This is a genomic window from Paenibacillus sp. BR1-192 (genome assembly GCF_029542445.1).
GTDB lineage: Bacteria > Bacillota > Bacilli > Paenibacillales > Paenibacillaceae > Paenibacillus_AQ > Paenibacillus_AQ lautus_A.
In genome coordinates, this window is sequence record NZ_CP120718.1 from 3,587,895 (window position 1) to 3,608,413 (window position 20,519).

Annotated in this window: 15 protein-coding genes and 4 pseudogenes; 5 read left to right on the plus strand and 14 right to left on the minus strand. The window is 41.5% G+C overall.

Going from position 1 to position 20,519, the window contains the following annotated elements:
- Window positions 1–63 precede the first annotated feature (63 nt).
- The 6 genes and pseudogenes from P0X86_RS15960 to P0X86_RS15985 form a co-directional block, all read right to left on the minus strand.
- On the minus strand, window positions 64–387 hold the full coding sequence (locus P0X86_RS15960) for an ArsR/SmtB family transcription factor (protein WP_096773715.1): 324 nt from the start codon (window positions 385–387) through the stop codon (window positions 64–66).
- A 299-nt stretch (window positions 388–686) separates the two neighbouring features.
- Window positions 687–3,011 (minus strand): bifunctional glutamate--cysteine ligase GshA/glutathione synthetase GshB, encoded by a 2,325-nt coding sequence (gene gshAB / locus P0X86_RS15965; RefSeq protein WP_277748969.1) that lies wholly within the window; start codon window positions 3,009–3,011, stop codon window positions 687–689.
- 28 nt (window positions 3,012–3,039) lie between these two features.
- Window positions 3,040–4,383 carry an MATE family efflux transporter gene (locus tag P0X86_RS15970; RefSeq protein ID WP_277748970.1) on the minus strand — a complete coding sequence of 448 codons (1,344 nt, stop codon included), beginning with the start codon at window positions 4,381–4,383 and terminating at the stop codon, window positions 3,040–3,042.
- Window positions 4,384–4,564: 181 nt separating this feature from the next.
- Window positions 4,565–4,894 (minus strand): annotated as a pseudogene (locus P0X86_RS15975) (NAD(P)/FAD-dependent oxidoreductase); the annotation flags it as partial.
- Window positions 4,895–4,932: 38 nt separating this feature from the next.
- Window positions 4,933–6,342 (minus strand): NAD(P)-binding domain-containing protein, encoded by a 1,410-nt coding sequence (locus P0X86_RS15980; protein WP_277748971.1) that lies wholly within the window; start codon window positions 6,340–6,342, stop codon window positions 4,933–4,935.
- A gap of 225 nt (window positions 6,343–6,567) precedes the next feature.
- A complete protein-coding gene (locus tag P0X86_RS15985; RefSeq protein WP_481858297.1) occupies window positions 6,568–6,888 on the minus strand; it encodes an ArsR/SmtB family transcription factor in 321 nt (106 codons plus the stop codon).
- Between the two features lie 396 nt (window positions 6,889–7,284).
- Between P0X86_RS15985 and P0X86_RS15990 the strand changes: the two genes are divergently transcribed.
- Both P0X86_RS15990 and P0X86_RS15995 read left to right on the plus strand, forming a co-directional pair.
- Window positions 7,285–7,734, plus strand: coding sequence for a MarR family winged helix-turn-helix transcriptional regulator (locus tag P0X86_RS15990; RefSeq protein WP_096773720.1), 450 nt, complete (start codon window positions 7,285–7,287; stop codon window positions 7,732–7,734).
- A gap of 219 nt (window positions 7,735–7,953) precedes the next feature.
- Window positions 7,954–8,448, plus strand: a complete 495-nt coding sequence (locus P0X86_RS15995) for an arsinothricin resistance N-acetyltransferase ArsN1 family A (protein ID WP_096773721.1) — start codon at window positions 7,954–7,956, stop codon at window positions 8,446–8,448.
- A 1,010-nt stretch (window positions 8,449–9,458) separates the two neighbouring features.
- Here P0X86_RS15995 and P0X86_RS16000 read toward each other — a convergent pair.
- The 4 genes and pseudogenes from P0X86_RS16000 to P0X86_RS16015 all read right to left on the minus strand — a co-directional run bounded on the left by P0X86_RS16000 (window position 9,459) and on the right by P0X86_RS16015 (window position 13,321).
- Window positions 9,459–10,438: pseudogene (locus tag P0X86_RS16000) on the minus strand (SDR family oxidoreductase).
- A 1,091-nt stretch (window positions 10,439–11,529) separates the two neighbouring features.
- Window positions 11,530–12,240: a YetF domain-containing protein gene (locus tag P0X86_RS16005; RefSeq protein WP_096773723.1), complete on the minus strand. Its 711-nt coding sequence runs from the start codon at window positions 12,238–12,240 to the stop codon at window positions 11,530–11,532.
- A gap of 102 nt (window positions 12,241–12,342) precedes the next feature.
- Window positions 12,343–12,618, minus strand: coding sequence for a hypothetical protein (locus P0X86_RS16010; protein ID WP_096773724.1), 276 nt, complete (start codon window positions 12,616–12,618; stop codon window positions 12,343–12,345).
- Window positions 12,619–12,796: 178 nt separating this feature from the next.
- Window positions 12,797–13,321 carry a ferritin-like domain-containing protein gene (locus tag P0X86_RS16015; protein ID WP_277748972.1) on the minus strand — a complete coding sequence of 175 codons (525 nt, stop codon included), beginning with the start codon at window positions 13,319–13,321 and terminating at the stop codon, window positions 12,797–12,799.
- A gap of 166 nt (window positions 13,322–13,487) precedes the next feature.
- Between P0X86_RS16015 and P0X86_RS16020 the strand changes: the two are divergent.
- Window positions 13,488–13,838 (plus strand): annotated as a pseudogene (locus P0X86_RS16020) (SDR family NAD(P)-dependent oxidoreductase); the annotation flags it as partial.
- Window positions 13,839–14,148: 310 nt separating this feature from the next.
- On the opposite strand, the gene P0X86_RS16025 reads toward P0X86_RS16020, so the two are convergent.
- Window positions 14,149–14,835: a TetR/AcrR family transcriptional regulator gene (locus P0X86_RS16025; protein WP_009589507.1), complete on the minus strand. Its 687-nt coding sequence runs from the start codon at window positions 14,833–14,835 to the stop codon at window positions 14,149–14,151.
- Between the two features lie 138 nt (window positions 14,836–14,973).
- Between P0X86_RS16025 and P0X86_RS16030 the strand changes: the two genes are divergently transcribed.
- Window positions 14,974–16,326 carry an MATE family efflux transporter gene (locus tag P0X86_RS16030; protein WP_277748973.1) on the plus strand — a complete coding sequence of 451 codons (1,353 nt, stop codon included), beginning with the start codon at window positions 14,974–14,976 and terminating at the stop codon, window positions 16,324–16,326.
- Between the two features lie 340 nt (window positions 16,327–16,666).
- On the opposite strand, the gene P0X86_RS16035 is transcribed toward P0X86_RS16030, so the two are convergent.
- From P0X86_RS16035 to P0X86_RS16045, 3 genes are all read right to left on the minus strand, one after another.
- Window positions 16,667–17,392, minus strand: a complete 726-nt coding sequence (locus tag P0X86_RS16035; protein WP_277745826.1) for a hypothetical protein — start codon at window positions 17,390–17,392, stop codon at window positions 16,667–16,669.
- 125 nt (window positions 17,393–17,517) lie between these two features.
- Complete coding sequence (locus P0X86_RS16040; protein ID WP_277745827.1) at window positions 17,518–18,870, minus strand: sensor histidine kinase; 1,353 nt, start codon at window positions 18,868–18,870, stop codon at window positions 17,518–17,520.
- A 71-nt stretch (window positions 18,871–18,941) separates the two neighbouring features.
- Window positions 18,942–19,649, minus strand: a complete 708-nt coding sequence (locus tag P0X86_RS16045; RefSeq protein WP_213578645.1) for a response regulator transcription factor — start codon at window positions 19,647–19,649, stop codon at window positions 18,942–18,944.
- A gap of 154 nt (window positions 19,650–19,803) precedes the next feature.
- On the opposite strand from P0X86_RS16045, the pseudogene P0X86_RS16050 reads away from it, so the two are divergent.
- Window positions 19,804–20,080 (plus strand): annotated as a pseudogene (locus tag P0X86_RS16050) (GlsB/YeaQ/YmgE family stress response membrane protein).
- The last annotated feature ends 439 nt before the right edge of the window (window positions 20,081–20,519 follow it).

Genomic DNA, 20,519 nt, shown 5'->3' on the forward strand with positions numbered 1-20,519 from the left:
TATACTTATATAAAAAACAGAGATCATATTTAGCATCATTCAACCATTTGCTAAATATTCCTGTTAATCACAAGAACAGTTAACTTCCTTATTCATGGATGACAGTACTTCTTGAGCACTTGGCATCTCATTTAACACGGCTTGGATATATGGCTTGTCATCAACATTCAAGGAATAAAAAACCCATTGGCCACGACGAGCTTCATTCACAATCCCCTGAGACTTAAGCTTTCTTAAGTGCTGGCTAATCGCTGGCTGGGACATGTCGAAAATATCGACAAATTCGCAAACACACCATTCTTTTTGTTTAAGAAGCGTTAACATAGTCAGCCTTGTTTTATCTCCAAGCAGTTTTAGCTTCTCGGCAATTTCGTTCATTTGCTCCAAAAAGACTCACCCCTTTTTTGAATGATAACATCATAACCATATAATTTAATGCTTATATATTAATCCAAAGAGTGCTTGATTTCAAGTGTGTAGATGCAACTCCCAAAATCTTTATGCATTATCGCTTATATCAGCAAATTATATATCCAAATCCCGCCCCGTATTGGGCGGCAGGTCTCCCTCCGCCCTTCTTTCATCATCACCTTGTGTCAATCACAATTCAATTCAGTCATTTGTCTAAACAGCCTGGTGTCCCTGCGACACGTTACCCGATGGAATCAACTTACACAGCGGTAATCCTAACCAAACAATAAATCCAGAATCTTTTCATTTGCCTTTCTGTTCTTTCCGATATAAGGGTAACAGTGGATATGGATCGCTGGATTAAAGTTAATTTCTATAATGCTGTAATTGGTATCGGTTGCTTCTTCCTCTAAAGAATCAATCATCATATCTACACCACATATGGTCGCTCCTGCAGCTTTAGCTGATTGAACAGCAAGTTCCTTATAGCTGTTTGGCATTTCATCCGTAAAATCGATACTGTCTCCACCTGTACTAATATTCGAATTTTCTCTTAGATAAATAACTTCCCCTTGTTGGGGTATATCGTTCCAACTCATACCACGGTTCTTCAAAAACATCTCTTCTGCTTCCCCTAACTGAATTTTCTCAAGGGGAGTCTTATACCCCTTACCTCGAAGTGGGTCTTTATTCTTCTCATGAACAAGCTGTTCGATCGTGTGGACACCGTCACCGACGACATTTGCTGGGACACGATGCAGGACCCCTACAACCTGATCCCCCATGACCAGAAAGCGATATTCCTTTCCTGTCATAAATTCCTCAAGAAGAACCGTTTGATCGTGAGAAAAGGCGATTTCAAACGCTTTTTTCATATCCTCTCTCGAATAATCTTGATTGAAGATTGTAATGCCGAGTCCAAAATTGGTTGATTTGGGCTTTATCACAATGGGAATACCGCGATAGGTTTCATAGGTGGACATTGCTTCATTCAAGCTCTGAAACGCTTCCCCTGACGGTACATGAATTCCATGTTGTTTGAGAACTTCTTTCGTAACCACCTTATTTTCCATAATTAACACCGTACTATAGGAGTCCAAGGAAGTTTTCGTGGCTTGTTTCACATACTCTTGATGATTACCTTTTGAAAGTAATACAAAATTCTCATCGCGATCCATCCACGTAAAGCGTATGCCTCGTTTCACCGCAGCCTTTAAGAGAAGTTGTGTTGATAATTCGAGATCCTCATACCCTGCAAAACGGTATCCATTTTGAATACTGTTCTGAGCGTATGTTTTCGCTTTTTCCAAATGGTATGTCAGATAGGTTGATTTTTGAATGTCGGACTTCACCCTAGATGCAACATTCAACTCAGTATGAAGAATCTTTTGCTTTTCACCGTCCAGAATCTGCTGGTAATCTTTCTTAGGAAACAAAAGCTGCACCATATCCTTCATCTCATCGATAATAGCAAGTGCCATTTCCTCCATCGTGAGCTGACTATGTTCAGGCTCGTTTAAATAGTCCTTAATTCCTTTCATTATCACCTGATCTTGGTTTACATCAGCTATCCTTTGATCTTCCTCATGGAAGGATTCATCTACTTTAAGCAGCATAAATAGAATAAACAAATGGATGAAGTGCATCATTTCTTTACTTATTCCAATCTTATGAAGTGGATTAATATCTATGAATCGAAGCTCTAAGTATGCTACTCCATCTTCCACAAGCTCTTGGCACGGATTGATCCCCTTAGCGGTTTTTAAGCGAACAGGGCTGTAAAATTCCTTTACGCTCAATAATTCATTCTTTTGAATTAGCCTGTTTAAGTCATGAACATACTCTTTGGCCGAATTAAAAGAAACATAATACGACTTTTCATTCCGATAGCCACACATACTGTTTCGAAGTGAGTTCATAATCGGAAAATAATAACTTTTATTATCATGCGAATTCGCCAAGCTAACACATTCCTCGATATAGGTATTATCAAAAACAGGACTTGCTCCTGTTAGATAAATGAGCAGCCATCGATACCTCATCAAGTTACGGGCTACTTTAAAGTAAATCGTATCTTTGAACTCCTTAAAGTCTTTATGCCGTCCCTGGGTCTCATATAGTTTTGTAAGAAATTTCTCATCAAACGAGAAATTATAATGAATTCCGCTTAACAATTGTCTTTTACGACCATACTTATCCGCCAATTCACTTCGATAGTCGTCTGCGATGGGATCGCTCATTTTGGCAATAGGAATTTCTTTCTCTTCGGGTAGCATGGGAGGATTGCTGCTTGGCCATAAATACTCTCCTTCCAATTCCACAGAAACAATGTCTTGCAAGGCTTCCATGAAATGATAAGTCTCTTCAATCGACTCAAAGGCGGGAGTTATCATCTCAATTTGACTTTCTGAGAAATCAGTTTGAATATAAGGGTTTTCCGTCTTGCTCCCGAAAGCCTTCGGGTGAGGTGTCAGTGCAAGCTTTCCATCTTGATCGACTCGTACATTTTCTTTTTCTAAACCGAAATGACCTCGAAGCAGATTATTTTGAAGTGCATTGTCGATTACAATCTGTATAAGTTCACGATTCAACAAATTCATATTTATGACCGTCCTTTGTCCTTGTTCATTAAGAAATTGCAAGCGATTTATGAATACTGCGCAAAGACTTTCTAAACCAGATGACCAAAATAATCCCCTTAAAAACACTACTTAGCGCAATCGACATCCACACCCCATTTAAACCGAACGGTTCAGATAAGAGCAAAGCCAAGGGTATTCTTAGCGCCGTAAATAAAATGCTGAAGATCGGCGGAATATGTGTTTTACCAATACCGTTAAACGCACCTACGGTCATCAGTTCCATGCACATGAACAATTGGGAGAACCCGATAATTCGCATATAGTCCGTTCCGAGCTTTATGCTCGTATCATCAGAAAGAAACAGCGAAAAGAGCTGCTGAGGAAATAAAATGAATTCGAGCGAAATGAAAATGCCAAATATGGAGGTCAACAGCAACGCTTTTCGATAACCCAGCCGAATTCGATCCAATCGACGTGCTCCGTAATTTTGTCCAAAAAAGGCCGCGATAGCCCCTTGTAGACCACCGATCGTCATATAGGAGATCGATTCAATTTGAATGCCAACTTTTTGAACCGCAATGGCATCAGCCCCCCACCTTACAATAATTTTAGCAATAATGATCGAAATGATCGTAAAGGTGACCCGTTGAATCGTGATCGGAACTCCCAATCGGATAACTTCTTTCATGAGACGGCTGTTCCAGACCGATAGCTTAGAGATTATTTCTAAGTTTTTCGTTTTCATGACAAACAGCAAAGTCACTAATACATTGGCCGTTAGTGTAGCAATAGCGGCTCCTGCAACTCCCCAACCTTCAAAACTGCCGACTCCATATATTAAAAATGGATCAAGAATAATATTCAAAATGAGACCCATTGAAAAAATATAAAATGGTTGTTTGCTGTTTCCCATTGCATTCAAAACGGTTGCATATAAGGTGTTCAGAATTGAAAATAGGGTACCTCCTATCGAAATCAATAGAAATTGCTTCGCCATCTGCTCAACTTTTTCACTTCCCAGATCGAAGAAACCGATCAGCTGGTCCTGGGTCAATATGATAAAAACCATGTAGGGCAGCCCCAATACAATAGACATGATAAATCCGTTTTTTACATAAGACTTAGCTTGTTCTCCCTGACCGGCTCCCATACAATGTGAGACCTTGATGCCAGTACCAATCGTTATCAAGGTCGATAACGCAATCGCTAAATTAATGAAGAAGCTTGCTGTGCCAATCGCAGCAACCGGACCGCTTCCTAGCCCTCCAACCCAAATCATATCCACAAGACCGTAGGTTGTAGATATAAAATTGGTTGCAATGATGGGAATCGTCAATTTCATTAAAGTAGACATAATAGGACCGTGGGTCAAATCATTGGTGCCCTGCATGATCTAATTGCTCCTTCTTGCTCTCATGTTAATGTAAAAACCGACCATGAGGGTCGGGGCAGAAAACGCTTGTGACTGGGCCAAGTTGTGCCTTATCGTTTTCTGTTGGAATTAATTTTGTTATCTATTTTAAGTGAAATTCAATTCACACATAAGCATACACTTATACATTAGCCAGATCATGACCCGTCGCAATAAAAATTCCGTTGGTCTCGATGATTTCTTCATTTCCTGTTTTTATATCCTTGACGCGCAGTCCGGTAACTCCGCGATCATCTGCGATAATTTCAGTGGATTCATTGCTAAGAGCCCAGCTTATTTTAGGATTTTGTCTTGCACGTTCCTGCATAATCTTCAAAGCACGCAGTTCATCACGGCGATGAACAATCGTTACCTTGGAAGCGAACCTCGTAAGGAAATTGGCTTCTTCCACGGCGGAATCTCCTCCACCTACGACCAGCACTTCTTTATTAGAATGATTGATTTGTACATCACTCTTCACTTTTTCGATTGGTCGGGAGAATCTTGTCTTCCGATTCTCCCCCTTCTCTAATTTTTAATTGCAGCTCGTTTTAGTGAAACTGGCATGCAACAATCGTTGGCATTCGGCGCACTGCTAATACCACATACGCCGGTCTCTGGCAGCTCCAATTCAACCTTCAATGCAGCTTCTAGATCGCCATCCAGGTATGCTGCAATGGATCTGACCTGTTCGTAGCCCGTGGCCATAAGAAATGTTGGCGCCCGGCCATAGCTCTTCATTCCAACGAGATAAAAGTTCTTGTCTACATGGCGCAGCTCTTTTTCACCATGAGGTCTTACGGTTCCGCAGCTGTGTACATTGGGATCGATAAGGGGCGCGAGTGCTTCAACACTCTCCGTTGCAGGATCGATGCTAAGTCTAATCTCACTCAAGAATGAGAAATCCGGCCGGCTTCCTGTATTAACGATAATCTCATCGATTTCTTGTATCTCCTTGCTTTCACCATTTGCAGTCCCTTTAATGTGAATCCTTCCATCGTGTTTGGAAACCTTCTCGATCATAAATGGAGTAACCACTTGGACTTTGCCGGCATCAATCAACTGATGAATGTGGCTTCCAAGTGCTCCTCGAGCCTCTAACTGGTCATTCTCTTCTCCACCGTAAGCATCTTCCACCGATTTCTTTCTCATCACCCAAATAATTTCCGTGCTCGGATCTGTTTCCTTGAGCTTGGCTAGATCTAGCAGTGTGTTGATCGCAGAGTGCCCGCCTCCTACGACTGCAACGCGTTTCCCTCTGTACTTCAGCTCTTGTTCAGCTGATAAATCTGGAATCCCATAATAAATGTGATCTTTCAAATCACGCTCTCCACGTGTCCAAATCCCGTCTGCATGCATAGGATTCGACTGTCCCCAGGTTCCGGACGCATCAATGACTGCCTTAGCTTCAAAGCGTTCTGTGGAGTCGTTTGTTTCAACATAAAGTACGAATGGCGCAGTATCACGATTAGCCGATTTCATTTTGTCTGTATTCTTTTTTGATATGGAGATGACTTTGGAATTCAACATAATATAAGGTTCCAGTTCAGGCAGCTTCGCCAAAGGTCTTAAATATTGATGAACGATCTCTTGACCGAAAGGTAATTCCGTTAATACTGGAGACTGCCAACCTTGTTTACGCAAAAGACGCTCTGCGGCTTTATCGATGTTATACTGCCATGGTGAAAAAAGACGTACATGTCCCCATTGTAGGATGTTTTGACCAATGCTAGATCCGGCTTCAAAAAGGATGAATTTTTGTCCTCTCTCCACCAAGTGAGCCGCTGCTGCCAAACCAATCGGGCCGGCACCGATAATCGCGACCGGCAGGTTATAGTTATAGGACGCATGCTCCTCCTTCACCGTTTCTATCGTGCTTAACGGTACTTGGGGAGTACAACAAGAAGATGAGGCTACCTTAAATTCAATGTTTTTCATTCGTAAGCCCTCCTATTTGATATACATCAATTTTTTTTGATTTATTAACTAAAATGAACCAATGTACTTGCAGCAGTCTGGAAAAGGCACACTTAGAATTCAGTTCGGTGCTATAAATGAATTCTAAACTTATTATTTGCATATTGCAAGTATAACCTTGAAAAGTAGCACAATAGTGAAATAAGACCTTTGGACTTTATGAGCAGCATCCACTCTGCTTGTCGTCTATTGAACGAAAATGCAACATAACTCAGGTGAAAGCAGCCGATTAACTACAGCATGATTTAACTCATAATAGCTCCAAGTCCCTCTCGTCTCGAGAGTGATCATCTGGGCATCGAGTAGGATTCTTAGGTGATACGATAGCTTTGACTGAGGCATTTCCATGATTTCCATCAGGTCACAGACACAAACACTACCTTTTTGACTGAGCTCATGCATGATCTTCAGTCTTTTCTGATCTGCTAATGCTTTGAATTTAGTTTCGTATTGGGCAAAATCAACATTCACGCAGGATGGCTGGATAACGTTCAGTTCTTTGATCATAAACTCTTTACCTCCATTTAGCAGCAATGGCAACAAGCAGTGGTTGGTTGAACAGTGATAGGTGCCGAGATGCTCGTCGTCTGTCTCAAGTGTTGTGAATTCAACCACTTCCACATTTGTCGTGCCTTCAGCTCAACTTCATTTTGTTGATATTCAATCAATTTTTCCATCGTGTAGTAATTCATCATTGGACGTCCCACCATCCATCAATAAAATTTGATGAATGAAGCATATCATGAAAAAATTGTATGTTCAAGGACTAAATCAAAATATTTTGATTAATACTCATTCACCCAACTCATATGAATTGAAATTCAAAATTTTATATGGATCTTCCCGTTATATTTGCATATTGCAAATATTTATTGTATAACTATGACAAGAGGTGATTCGAAAATGGAAAATGCTCGTGAATTGTTTCAGATCATGACCCGAAGATTTGGTCTTCTAAATAAAACCTGCTGCAGTGTCGGAGGAAATGATGTCTCGTTAGTGCAAAGCCACATCTTGTATGAGATTGACCGGCAGCACAACCCTTCGATGCAACAGATTGCAGAGACTCTAGGAACTGATATTACTACGTTTAGCAGACAAGTCCAATCCTTAATCAAAATGAATTTAGTGAAAAAAACTCAGGATCCACAGGACCGAAGGGTTTATACACTGGCTCTTACGACGGAAGGAAAGTTTATAGCGACTACCATTGATCAACAAATGAATGACTATCTTAACGAAGTGTTTTCGTACATGACCGAGTTTGAAAAAGAAACCGTGCTACACTCCGTTAAAATTTTTAACGATGCGATGGCGAAATCTAATAAATGCTGCGGCCCATTATCTGACTAATAAATTTGATATATAGGAGATGAATTAGGATGTTGCTCCATTCTTACTTTGCAGAGTATTTAATGAAAAGTGACCTTCACATTCAAAAAAGCCGAGAGATAACCATTAAAGAACTCAATAGAAAACAAACACGTATAACCTTTTCAAGACAACCACGCATAAATACCTGCTGTGCCACCTGCTGCTAAGCTTATATTTCCTACATAGGAGGAATTAACAATGAAAACCACTTTGATTAGAGCAGCAGATACTGGCGACGTGGAACGTATATTGCACATTTATAATCAAGGAATTGAGGATCGCATTGCGACACTAGAAGTTGATCAAAAAAATATTGCATATATGAATAACTGGTTCCAGCAACATCAGGATCGCTACGCTGTCATTGTAGCTGAGTATGATAATGAAGTAATCGGCTGGGCTTCTCTCAACCCTTACTCGCAACGATGTGCTTATAACGGTGTGGCTGACCTATCCATATACATCGATCGAACCTTTAGAGGTAAAGGAGTTGGAAGCATGCTTCTTCAGCGTCTCGAGGAGATTGCTAAGGAAAAAGACTTTTATAAAATTGTGTTGTTCACCTTTCCATTTAATCAAAATGGTCAAGGCTTATATCATAAGCTTGGTTACCGTGATGTGGGGGTATTTGAAAAGCAAGGGATCTTGGATGGTAAGTATGTGGATGTTAAGATCATGGAGAAATTGTTGTAAATATAACTTACTCGAATTAAAGTTGAACTTTAAGATGGTTGGCCAATTTCTATACATAAAACAAGGACCTTCGAAAGACTGAACAGAACAACCTTCCATTCATTGATCACCTTCTTCTTTATAAATAACTGTGTATATAAACCAATGGTTAAACAACCTCCTGTTGAGTCTATGGTTTATTTGGATTCCCTTTTGGTCATTTGTCTGACTTTAAATGTAAAGTTTCTTCTTTTTCATCCCATTTAATTTTTACTTTGATAGGCAAAATTTCTTTCGTTACTGCACAGACAGAACAACTAGATGGCATTTCAATTATTGCTCCTTTGTAATTCTCCTCTTTAAGTATACGTTTTCCATCATTAATGCTAGATATCCAAGGTTATAAATATGCTGAAGTATATAGTCGCCTCAAAGTCGAAGCCTCTATCGGTATAAGATGGTTTGGAGTAACTGTTAGCTCTGATACGATTGAAGTTAAAATCGGCAATCGGTACAAGTTCTTGTCTTTGGCTCGGGACAAGAACTTTGTACCGATAAAATAAAAAAGTCGCTTATTTAGCGACTTTCAATGGGAATATGTTCTTTTCCCCCGACAGACGTCAAGTGTCCCATATGTATGTCTATGAGAACTGTATCTAAATCACAAGATAAGAATCCAGTTTGATTAATCTTTTTTCAAAATAGATTCTTTTTATTTATGATAAACATGGGATTCAGGTGGACTTTTGAACAATCTTTATTTCAAATCTAAAAAAGTATACTCCGTAATTCTAGATCATAATTTCCTTCAATTAGGGTGAAATCTAAGTCTTTATGTCTGATATTATTTAGATTATTGGATAATTCAGCTCGTACCTTGGGTAGCAATAGTATGGTGGTCTCAGTCCTATTTTTGACATTGGCCAGGAATCCTCTATATAGACCATCTTTACTTTTTCATTTGAATGGTTTACAAGCAATAGCTTTACTTCTGGATTAAACTCATATCTCAAAATGGTAACCTCCTTCCATTAGGAATGTGTGGATTCTCCCCCGTCAACATGAAGAACTTGACCAGTTACAAAACGAGAATCATCAGAAGCAAGATAGACAAAGGTTGGTGCGAGTTCAAATGGATGGGCAACTCGTTCCATTGGATTAAATGCTCCATATACAGCGACTTGGTCTGACGAGAAACTTGCGGAAATAAGCGGAGTCCAAATTCGGCCGGGGGCGACGGCATTGACTCGGATCCCTTGTTTCACGACATTTTTTGCCAGAGCACGTGTCCAACCAACGATTGCGCCTTTTGTGGCCGTATAATCAATCATTTGCTGCTCACCTACATACGTCACGACTGAAGAAGTGCCAATGATTGAGCTGCCTGGTTTTAAGTGCGGAAGCGCTGCTCTTGTTGTGTAAAAATGAGAATATATATTAACTTTGAAGGTGTCATCGAATTGCTCATCTGTAATGTCAAGGAGGCTTAGTTGTTGAAATTGGATACCAACGTGGTTACAAAGAATGTCGAGACGTCCAAACGTATTTACTGTTTGTTCTACAATGGAGATACACTGATGTTTGTCTCGTAAGTCACCAGGCATTAGAAAACAACGTTGTCCGAATTGTTCAATCCTCGTTTTTGTTCTATTTGCATCCTCATGTTCGTCTAAGTATGAAATAGCAACATCAGCGCCCTCTTTTGCAAACGCAATGGCTACTGCTGCACCAATTCCACTATCCCCCCTGTAATAAGTGCTACTTTTCCTGTTAACTTTCCACTCCCTTTATAGTTCGGGTTTTCGATAATTGGAAGGGGTACCATGAATTTTTCCTCTCCGGGATGGCGCAGCTGTCGCTGTTCAGGTAAACTTATCGGAATTTCTTCATAACGTGTGATTTTCCCATAGTTAGGGTACATGGGATAAGGTTGGGTTATCATGTTCGCTTTAAACATTTGTTGCATTTGCTTTATTTGGTCTAATTGATGACTTTGATCCTTTTGATCCATGGAAACCTCCTGTAGAAACAATTTTCTTCTATAGAATGTTTATGTTGATCACTACAAATAAAGTAATAATAGTGTGAAAAAAGTGGATTCGTAGTCCACACTCTTCTCTCCTCTGGTTTCTTGCCTTCAAGACATAGCTGCACTAAATCGTGCACATCTGCCGTTGCCAGACATTCTAGCGTATCCGCCTCGGTAATCGGCTCATGTTCTTGTCCCCCGCATATCCCGTTAGTTTAATCATTAATCTTCATAACCAGTGGGGCCATTTCTTTCAGTGTAGTACGCCCCCACTGCTCTACGAGCTTACAATAACTATCGGAGTCAATGCATTCGTGAGGCAACATCGGCGATTGTCATGGTCCAATTGTAAATTAGATTTTGAGCAAATTAAACACATCTACATGTATACTGTCATGTCCTCTCCATTCTTTCCAACAAGAAGAAAGCGAATTAGCGATTAAATGTTCACACTTTCACATAAAAGCTTATTCATGTCTCCCCAGTCGGCAGGGGATAACTTGGGCGGTGAGTTTTTTACTTTTACAATTTTTCTTGTGCCTTCCATTATTAATGTTGTTATTTACTGACGTATTCATAACCGGATATCGGATAGACAAATTCGGGTTACATGTCGCGGTCCAGAATGAGCCCGGGCGATCTCAGGCCGGTTGGAACGTAGAATATGTAACAAAGTCAACCAGGAATTGGATTGATTCGAGGAGCCAATTGCATTCTTCATTTTTTTATATTCCCCTTCCTATTATGTAAGAACCCATTACTGTCCTACACTCTAAAAAGAACCCTGCCTGCATAAAACAACGAGGTTCTTCTAACGCTTCCATTGGATCGCTTCACGGTCCTGAATAATAGCCTCCTTTCCGGCATTTCCGTAACCAGTGTCGCCATGTCTTTGTCCTTCATATTGTTGTAAAATAAATTGACCGCCAATCAGCACGCTGAGATGCGCCAGCCCGGTTTACGTCGAACTCTGCTGTCTTTCGACAGAGAATTTCGCCAGATGAAGCGTCGTCAACGGACAAGTTCTAGTTGATATCCAACTCAAAATACATCCGGGCAGCTCTTAATTAACATTATTCTACATCAACTGGATGTTGTATTTTGTCCTTGTAAAAATCTATATACAATTGACCGTCAGTCCCTTTGACTGCATAAAAAACATCTTCAATATTTTTGTTGCGGGCTTTTAATTTTTCTGTAATCCAATCTGGAGAGAGAGCATTTATTTTTAAATTCTTTTCTAGGAGTTGTCCATCCATGATCAGCTCAATCGGAAACTGTTGTTCCACTTTTGATCCCTTTTTCAAATCTTTTAAAGTTACATTCTGGTATTCCTTTTTCTTCATCACAGATATCATTCCATTGATTTCTAACACTCCGTACTCAACTTCTGAAATGTCGAAAATATCTTTTTGACGTAACATCTGATTGACTGTATCTAATGTTAATTTATTTTTCTTTAAATTGTCTTCAAGAACCTTTCCACCTTCTATAATTACGCTTGGTGTGCCTTCAGCCAACATACGGAGCTTACGATTTTTCACGACAATTATGGATAAAAAATATGACGTAAATGTAAAAACGGCAAGCGAAATCAGTAAGTGTATGACTTGCATTTTTTCATTGAAAGCAAAGTTCGCAGCAATTGCACCCAAAATAACGGCCGTAACAAACTCATGAAAATTCATGTTAGATAATGTTTGTTTCCCTAAGAAACGTGTAATAATTAACAGAATTACGAATGCTGATATACTACGAAGTAAAATTATCATATGATCAACCATGCTTCACCCACACCTCCATATATTTACATTTTCTTTCTTAAGTATGGGCAGTTTTAACAAAATAAAACGATAAGGATAGAATTTTCAAGAAATAGTCTACCCTTATCGTAAAATATAAGCTTCGATTAGGTCACTCACACTTATATCATCAAGTTCTTCCGCCACTTTATCTGCTTTGGTCTTCTTTCGAATGGAACCCTCTAATAATACTTGAACCTTCTGGTCTTTATCGACCAGGACAGAGTTTACTTCTAAGGCATTGGTAAGTATTCCGACTATAACTGCAATCTGGGCAGGGGATAACTTGGGCAGTGAGTTTTTTTTACTTTTACCGTTTTTCTTGTTCTTTCCATTACTGTTATTGTTATTTTTCCTCACTGCTCTTACCCCCAAACTAATCCACTATGATAGGAACATTATCTCCTCCATTACCTTCTGCAGGTCCCGTGATAAATGAATAAATGATTACTGCCAGAACGATAAATGTGATTATTCTTTTACCTTCATCCTGATCCAATACCATCACTCCATTTAGAACTAATGGTTATACATATCATTAATTAGAAATATTGTTCAACTTTCTTTTGAGTTCTAAATTCATAATAAAATTATACTTACTTGCATGCTTAAGTTCGTCAGTTAAAATCTCAAATACCATGTCTCGGTAATACCTATTTGGCAGTCCAGCTCTGATATTACGGTATCTTTCTACCGCTTTTAACTCACCCATTAAAGCTTTCTCTACACCCTCTATAAATGATTCGGGTTTTCGAAATTGGACTTCCGTCGGAGACTGGATCGCTCTCCCCGTGAATGCCTCATAGATCATACGAAACATCCTATTGTGTTTGCGTTCATCATCCCTGATACTAATTATAATTTCCTTTTCCTGCTGCGTTGGTGCCATTGAAATTAAATAATCATAAAATAACTCATCTTCTCGCTCACCAGAAACTGCTTGTTCAATTAATGTTAGTGCCTCCTCTAAAGATTTATACGTAGCTTGTTCTGATGCACTACGATAATATGGAGAGCACCTTTGTATAGAACTAAGCGGATAATAACTCGGCATATAAAACATGGGCTCTTATACCTCCTGGTTTATTTCATAACATTGTATTCACGAGTTGAAGTTAGGAATCATGTCCAAAGTTTCAAGTGATTTTTGCAAATATTAACTTATCAAAAACGCCTGTCGGCTTCAGCCGACAGGCGTTATTTCATAATGATCTCGCGAAAATGATCACATCAACACGACTTCGATCCTTGGTTTTGTACCGTTAGCCGCCACTGCTATATATTCCGCAACGAAGGCGGCGCTTCATAACTATACGCTGTCCCAAAGATACATGCCTAAAGACACTTCGGTAAAAGTGATAGAAATTGTGCCACCGTGGGTTCAAAGCAACAACGATGAACCGCGTGCGATGCCACTTTCGTCATTCATTGATGCGACGATAAAGGTACTTGGTACGGATACAGACGAAGTTCTGGTCGAAGAAGCGAAAATGTTTCGAAATAACCCTGGCCCGAACGAAGGTGTTTTTGTGACCCACCTTAACGATACTATGAAGTCTGAACCTCCAAAGATTCATTAATCCACCTATCAGTTAATTTCTAAAATTCAGACGAACATGACTGCGATGGCTCTCATCACAAAAGGCCCTAATGCGATGTAACGGGGATGCTCCAAAATACGATAACCCTATGTACCTTTTCAAACGTAACCATAGTCCGGAACCTGCAAAGCTATATACTAATCCATAACTTACAAGAAATTCCGCAAAAAACTTGCCCTTACTTATGATACGGTTCAACGTATCATCTATAGCGCGAATTTTGGTGCGACTAAAAGGTAAACCTATTCAGAACCGCCCATCCGATCACCGGATGGGCGGTTCTTACTTCCTACTTCTCCTGCTCCTTGATCACCTGCTCAATCCCGAGCAGAATCAGCTTCAAGCCGAATTCGAACGCCTTGTCGGTACCCATTAGTTCGAACAGCCCGTTCGTGAACATTCTCCGGAACAGTCCCGCATCCGTCTCGCTCATGGAATCCAGAAGGCGAGTCATTTCCTCACCCGGAAGCGCTCCCGCTCCATGGTCCTTAAGAATCGCGGAGACATTGCGCTGGTGTTCATAATCATCCAAAACGAAGTTGAAGACATAATTCATAATCGTAAGAACCGTTTGTATTTTTTGCTCTTGCTCAAGCGGCGTCGATTCCACGCAGAGCAGCATACGGTTGGTGAACCGGATGATGTCCGGTTCGTGGGGCAGCGTCGACATCATGAGCTGCGTGGAGCAAGGATACCGGCTGAGCACACTTCGGACCGTTACCGCAAGTCCCTTCAGCTGCTCCTTCCAGTCCCCCTCGGAGTGGTACTCCTCCAGAATGATTTTCGATACCTGGTTGGCCAGACGCTGGTAGAGATTCTGCTTGCTCTTAAAGTACCAGTATATAGAGGGAGCCTGAATCCCTAGCCTAACGGCCAATCGTCTCATGCTGAATTTCTCGATCCCCTCCTCACCAAGTAACTCCCACGAGGCTTCCAAAATCCTATCCTCCGAAATCTGAGGTTGCTGTTTTTTCATCGTTATCCGCCCTTTTATCTAACAGTGTAAGTTTACTCTTTACAGGTTCATAGGTTCATGATATCATCTAACACTGTAAGGTTCAATCTAACACTGTAAGATTGAACCCAAAATAAATAAAGAAAGTAGTTGACCCGCATGGATGCAGAAAACCTCCATTACTTTGAAAAAGCCCCGGTCGCAAAAGCCGTAGCTCACTTCGCTGTACCTATGATGCTAGGCACGTCAATGAGTGTCATCTATTCCATCTTGAATGCCTATTTCCTTGGTACACTTCACAATACCGCCATGTTAACCGCACTCGCATTAACCTTGCCGTTATTCGCAATTATTATGGCGCTAGGCAACTTGATTGGCATGGGTAGCGGTACATTCATCTCCCGTTTGCTGGGTGAGAAAAAATATGATGATGCAAAGCAAGTATCTTCATTCGCTTTTTACAGCAGTTTGGTTCTCGGTCTGATTGTGATGGCCGTCGGTCTTCAGTTGATCGATCCCATCGTTTATGGCCTGGGGGCAACGCCTGACTCCTTCGGATTCACGAAGGACTATGTCACGATTATGCTTATCGGTTCACCAATCGTCGTATTATTCTTCACGCTGGAGAATATCGTGCGCTCGGAGGGTGCAGCCATCACATCGATGATTGGTATGATTCTCAGTGTGATCGTCAATATTATTCTCGATTCGTTCGTCATCTTCGTGTTTCATTGGGATGTGATTGGCGTTGCGTCTGCTACGGTCATTTCCAACTTGGTTGCGAGTGCATTCTACGCCTTCCATATTGGATACAAGAGCCAATTCTTAACCGTCTCCGTAAAATGGTTCAAGGCTTCCAAGGAGATTCTGAGCAATGTATTCAAAATCGGAGTTCCCGTCTTTATTATGAGTATCTTTTTGGGTGCTATGTCGCTCATCTTAAATCGTTTTCTTATTGAATATGGAGATCCGGCCGTAGCGGCTTACGGAATTTCATCACGTTTATTGCAATTTCCTGAGTTTATTCTGATGGGCTTATGCGAGGGAGTCGTGCCGCTCATTGCCTTTTCCTTTACAGCGAATAAATTACGGATGAAGCAAACCATTGGATTTACGATCAAAACGATTGTGGCGTTAGCCATCGTATTCGGTGTCATCGTCTATCTGATTTCCGATCACTTAATCGGTTTATTTACGAATGACCCGCAATTAATTGAAATGGGCAGCTACATTTTGCATGTGACATTCTTATCCTTGTTCATTACAGGAATGACCACGTTGTTTACGGGGATTTTCCAAGCAACAGCGCAAGGAACGGCCGCGTTTATCATGTCCGTTATTCAAGGAGCTACTCTGATTCCTGTGCTCTATATCGCCAATTGGATGAACGGCTTCCACGGGGTGATCTGGTCGCTCGTCATTGCGGATGCCGTCGCATTCCTTGTCGGTGCCATCATGCTGTATGTTTTGCGGAACAAATTGCAGCCGGATTTTGATCGTTTAGTACAGTAGAAACCAAAATCTAAAACACGCAAGAAGGGCAGGATAAGGGCACCTCCTGCCTTTTTATACACGGTGAAGCCAAAAATTTCACCGTCACTTGTGTAAGGCTCAATGTGTTTGATCTTCAATTATCCTGCCCGTTAGTTTATGAAATTGCTTCGAAACATAGTTAGATACTTATCTAATCGGTAATCGGCTCATATTTTGTCCTTTACGGCAATCGGTACAAGTTCTTGTCCTCCGACACATTCTATAAAACGAGTCTATAAACCAGAAAATACCTGCCCCTCTCCCGGGCAGGTATTAAAGGTGAATCGTATGAATGCTTACCAACATCGATCACTAAATATTAGTCCAGAAGGCTGTAGATCTGAATGCTCTCCACCTTGGCATCCTTGATATGAAACGACATCACATCCACATAATTGGATGGCTCGTAACGGAAGTCATCCTCCTCATTAGGGGCTCCATCACCAAGCAGTTTCCCCTCAGGGTAGGCGTTTTTGAGTGTATCCAGGCTATCCCCTGCTTTAATGTTTCGCACTGTCGCGTACTTAGGATCTGTAATTTCGATATGAAAGATGGAGTCTTGTTTCCCCTCCGGTATACTGATTGTTTTAATCTCCAGACCAGGATACGTATAAACCTTTTCTGTAAAACCGATTAACGTATCCATGTTTGTTCCATCGCCGGCACTGTACGTATGAGATTTCAGGTTATCCGGTTTGCCCAGCATCTGTTCCATCTGATCTTCATTCGCTGTATCCGAAATCGCAATGGTGTGCTCATTATAGACAAAAGCAAGCTCCTTCAGCACCACATTGCCGTCCTTCTCCATCGAACCTTCCTTAATAGTTTCAGCACTTTGTCCTTCCGAATTTTCTGAAGCAGGCGCAGTAGAATTTGATGCTCCTTCGCCTTTGGCCTGTTCGTCGGGCGTGTTTTGTTCAGCCGAGTTCTGCGCCGCTTCTGGCGACTTGGCACCACTAGACTGACAGCCCGTTATTGCTAATGCTACCGTTAGTAAAATACTCAGCAGGGTAACAGCTCCAGCTTTGTTTATCCGTTTCATCATGATCCCTCCATAAATGTGTGATTTGTTCTTATGAAGTGATTATAAAAAAAGCATTTGTTAGTCTCATAACAGAAATGTACCAATCTTGTAACGTTACCTATTTAGGCTTGGGTTTAGATGCAGGTCTACACACGAGGCAAAACAATCGTAACGGTCGTTCCTTCCCCGATCTGACTTTCCATGTCGATATATCCATTAAACCGCTCTACAATCTCCTTGCAAATCGAAAGTCCAAGACCTGAACCGTTCGCTGTGCTTGCATTTTTCGCCCGGTAAAATCGTTCCTGCACTCGCTCCAGCTCATCGCCCGCGATCCCGATACCTTGATCACGTATCCGTATAACTACCTCGCTTGGCGTATGTTCCATCTCTACTTTAATCTGTGAGTGATTGCCTGAGTATTTGATAGCGTTGTCCACAAGGTTGGCGATCGCATGGGACATTAACATTGGATTGATGTTGGCGTAAACTCTTGTGGTATCCTCATCATCCGGTTCTCCCTGTGCTTTACTAACCATAATCTTGATCCCTTTATCCTGGGCCTTCGCTTCCATATTCATTGCGACTTGCTGAATCAGTTCGTTCATTTCCGTTTTCTCGGCTTCCAGTTCGTTAGAACCAGCCTTGTCGAAGCGGGATAGCAGCAACAGTTCATTAATCAAGCGTGTAAGTCGATCCGACTCCTGCAGCAGATGACCATAGATTTTTTGCAGTTCCTTGTTCTCATTCTCCCCTTCAACCAAGTATTGAGAGAAACCACGAATGGCTGCCAAGGGTGTTTTTAACTCGTGAGATACGTTGGAGACAAATTGTTTCTGGTACTGAATGTAATCATGCAGCTGACGCCCCATGGAATCCAGCCCATCTGCCAGCATGCCCAGCTCATCCTTCCGGTTAAGATGAACCCTTCGAAACTCTTGTCTAGAGAAACTTTGCACTGCGCCAAGCAGCACCTTAATCGGCTTGGTTGTGTTGCGGGCAATCCACAGACTGGCTAACGTAATCAGCACAATGAATCCGCCTGCACCCGCAAACAAGATATAACGGATTTGATCCATAATCGCATAAAAGTACGAAATGTCGTCCACGAACTCATACACATAAGCATTTTCGTAAAATTGATTCTGAATGGGAGTTGCAAAATAAAGCAGATGATCTTCCGTTACGGTGTAGGCATAACTGCCGCTCAGGGCTTTCTCAATATTTTTGTCAAAAATAAGCGGTTTGCCTTCATTAATGATGATGCCATCCACTGCCAAGCCCAGCAACTGCTTGGAGCTATCATAGATACGTACTTCCTTGCCTGAAGCTTTCAGCTTCTCCAGAGCAAGTCTGACGATTTTTTCTGTCTGCGGTTCTCCTGTCGATGATCTATGCTGTGCCAACACCTCACGGAAAGACAACTCGGACAGATCCGCCTTCTCCATCATCTGTTTTTCGATGGTAATGAAGCTGTAGTAATCGATGGCTTTATTCACCGCAAAAATGATGATGCCAAAGGACAGCACGGAGAAAAATAAATAATTCAGCAGTAACCGGGTTGCATACTTCAGGCCTCGCCACCTCCAAGTTGATAGCCAAATCCATAGATCGTCCTGACATACTTCGGTTCGTCCGCGTTATCCTCCAGCTTCTTTCGTAATCGCATGATGGTCATATCCACACTGCGACTGTCTCCCATAAAGTCATATCCCCATCCGATCTGCAGCAGCTCATCCCGGGTAAAGATTTTGTCCGGCCTTTTGAGTAACGTTTCCAGAATTTTAAACTCTTTGGCCGTTAAAGACACGGGTACACCGTTTTTCAGCACCCTTCGGCTTTCCAGATCAAATGTCAGCTCTTCATGAATGATGCGTGTAGATTTCACTTCTGTTCCTTCACTTGATTCCTCATTGCTCTCGTTTCTTCTCAGAATCACCTTGATCCGAGCGAGCAATTCACGATTGTCAAAGGGTTTGGTCATGTAATCTTCCGCCCCTAGCTCTAGTCCCAACACCTTGTCGATTACCTCATTTTTGGCAGAGAGCATGATCACAGGAACGGCACGTTTCCCGGTGATTTCCTTGCACAGGTCATATCCGGAGCAGTCAGGCAGCATCAAGTCAAGCACCACCAGGTCCGGCCCAAAAGCATCCAGCAGCTGCAGGGCTATTTTTCCGTTTTCAGCCGTTTGAACGACGTAGTTTTCTCTTCTCAGTACGAGCTCAATTAAATCTCTGATTGCGACTTCATCGTCAATGACAAGTATTTTCTTCAATGTGCACCCCTTCTAGCCTTGTTCCCCAGCTTGAATCATAATTTACCCTCATCTTAGCACAGACACTTTAGTTTCCTCCACCAACTGGAAGATGAGGTATATTTCCCTGAGCCCAACATAACTAGTAATAAACCCGAAGAATGGAGAACAATCCATGGATCTGCTCTGGGTACTCATTGTTGGTGTAGACTTATTGGCTGGTTAAGCGGCATCTTGTTTGGGCGGATCGTACCGAGCGGTGTACTTGGGAACATTATTGCGGGTTGTATCGGTTCCTGGTTAGGAACAGAATTGCTGGGACCAAGGGGCCGGCGATTAGCGGATTCTATATTATTCCAGCCATCGTTGGCTCGATCATTGCCTCCCTGCTCATCTTCTTCGCTCTGGCACGCGGCGGAGCATTTATGAAATGCGGAAACTGTCCCACATAATGCTACTTCATGAGGTTTTAATCTCTTTTCATTTAGATACTCATCTAATCGGTAATCGGACTTTGTTCTTGTCTTTCGATAAATGTCATTCCACAGAAATTCCCCTCAGATCATCACGATTTTTTCAACCGGCTTCATGAATTGTGGAGGCGTAACACTTATCATCTTATTTTGAAAGTCTGGCATACGATGGCGTGGACTTGATCAAGAAGACCAGCAACAAGTGACATAACCAAGCGGTTGCTGATAAACGCATGTCAAAGAGCTAGTCGTACAGACAGAGAGCCGATAACCCTATTACGCGGTTATCGGCTCTCTCATATTTCAGGGATTGTTTTCTACTTGAGATGGTAAGCGGTGTTTTCAGCGTTGAAAAACACACTTGAAGATGTTAGTAATAGGCAAGGCTGAACTCTAACAGACATTGAGATTACAAGCC

Bases quoted from the DNA above. Each gene is read 5' to 3' on its own strand.
- gshAB (WP_277748969.1), bottom strand. From the start codon at position 3,011: ATGAATTTGTTGAATCGTGAACTTATACAGATTGTAATCGACAATGCA.
- P0X86_RS15970 (WP_277748970.1), bottom strand. From the start codon at position 4,383: ATGCAGGGCACCAATGATTTGACCCACGGTCCTATTATGTCTACTTTA.
- P0X86_RS15980 (WP_277748971.1), bottom strand. From the start codon at position 6,342: ATGAAAAACATTGAATTTAAGGTAGCCTCATCTTCTTGTTGTACTCCC.
- P0X86_RS15985 (WP_481858297.1), bottom strand. From the start codon at position 6,888: ATGATCAAAGAACTGAACGTTATCCAGCCATCCTGCGTGAATGTTGAT.
- P0X86_RS15990 (WP_096773720.1), top strand. From the start codon at position 7,285: ATGGAAAATGCTCGTGAATTGTTTCAGATCATGACCCGAAGATTTGGT.
- P0X86_RS15995 (WP_096773721.1), top strand. From the start codon at position 7,954: ATGAAAACCACTTTGATTAGAGCAGCAGATACTGGCGACGTGGAACGT.
- P0X86_RS16005 (WP_096773723.1), bottom strand. From the start codon at position 12,240: ATGGTTGATCATATGATAATTTTACTTCGTAGTATATCAGCATTCGTA.
- P0X86_RS16015 (WP_277748972.1), bottom strand. From the start codon at position 13,321: ATGTTTTATATGCCGAGTTATTATCCGCTTAGTTCTATACAAAGGTGC.
- P0X86_RS16025 (WP_009589507.1), bottom strand. From the start codon at position 14,835: ATGAAAAAACAGCAACCTCAGATTTCGGAGGATAGGATTTTGGAAGCC.
- P0X86_RS16030 (WP_277748973.1), top strand. From the start codon at position 14,974: ATGGATGCAGAAAACCTCCATTACTTTGAAAAAGCCCCGGTCGCAAAA.
- P0X86_RS16035 (WP_277745826.1), bottom strand. From the start codon at position 17,392: ATGATGAAACGGATAAACAAAGCTGGAGCTGTTACCCTGCTGAGTATT.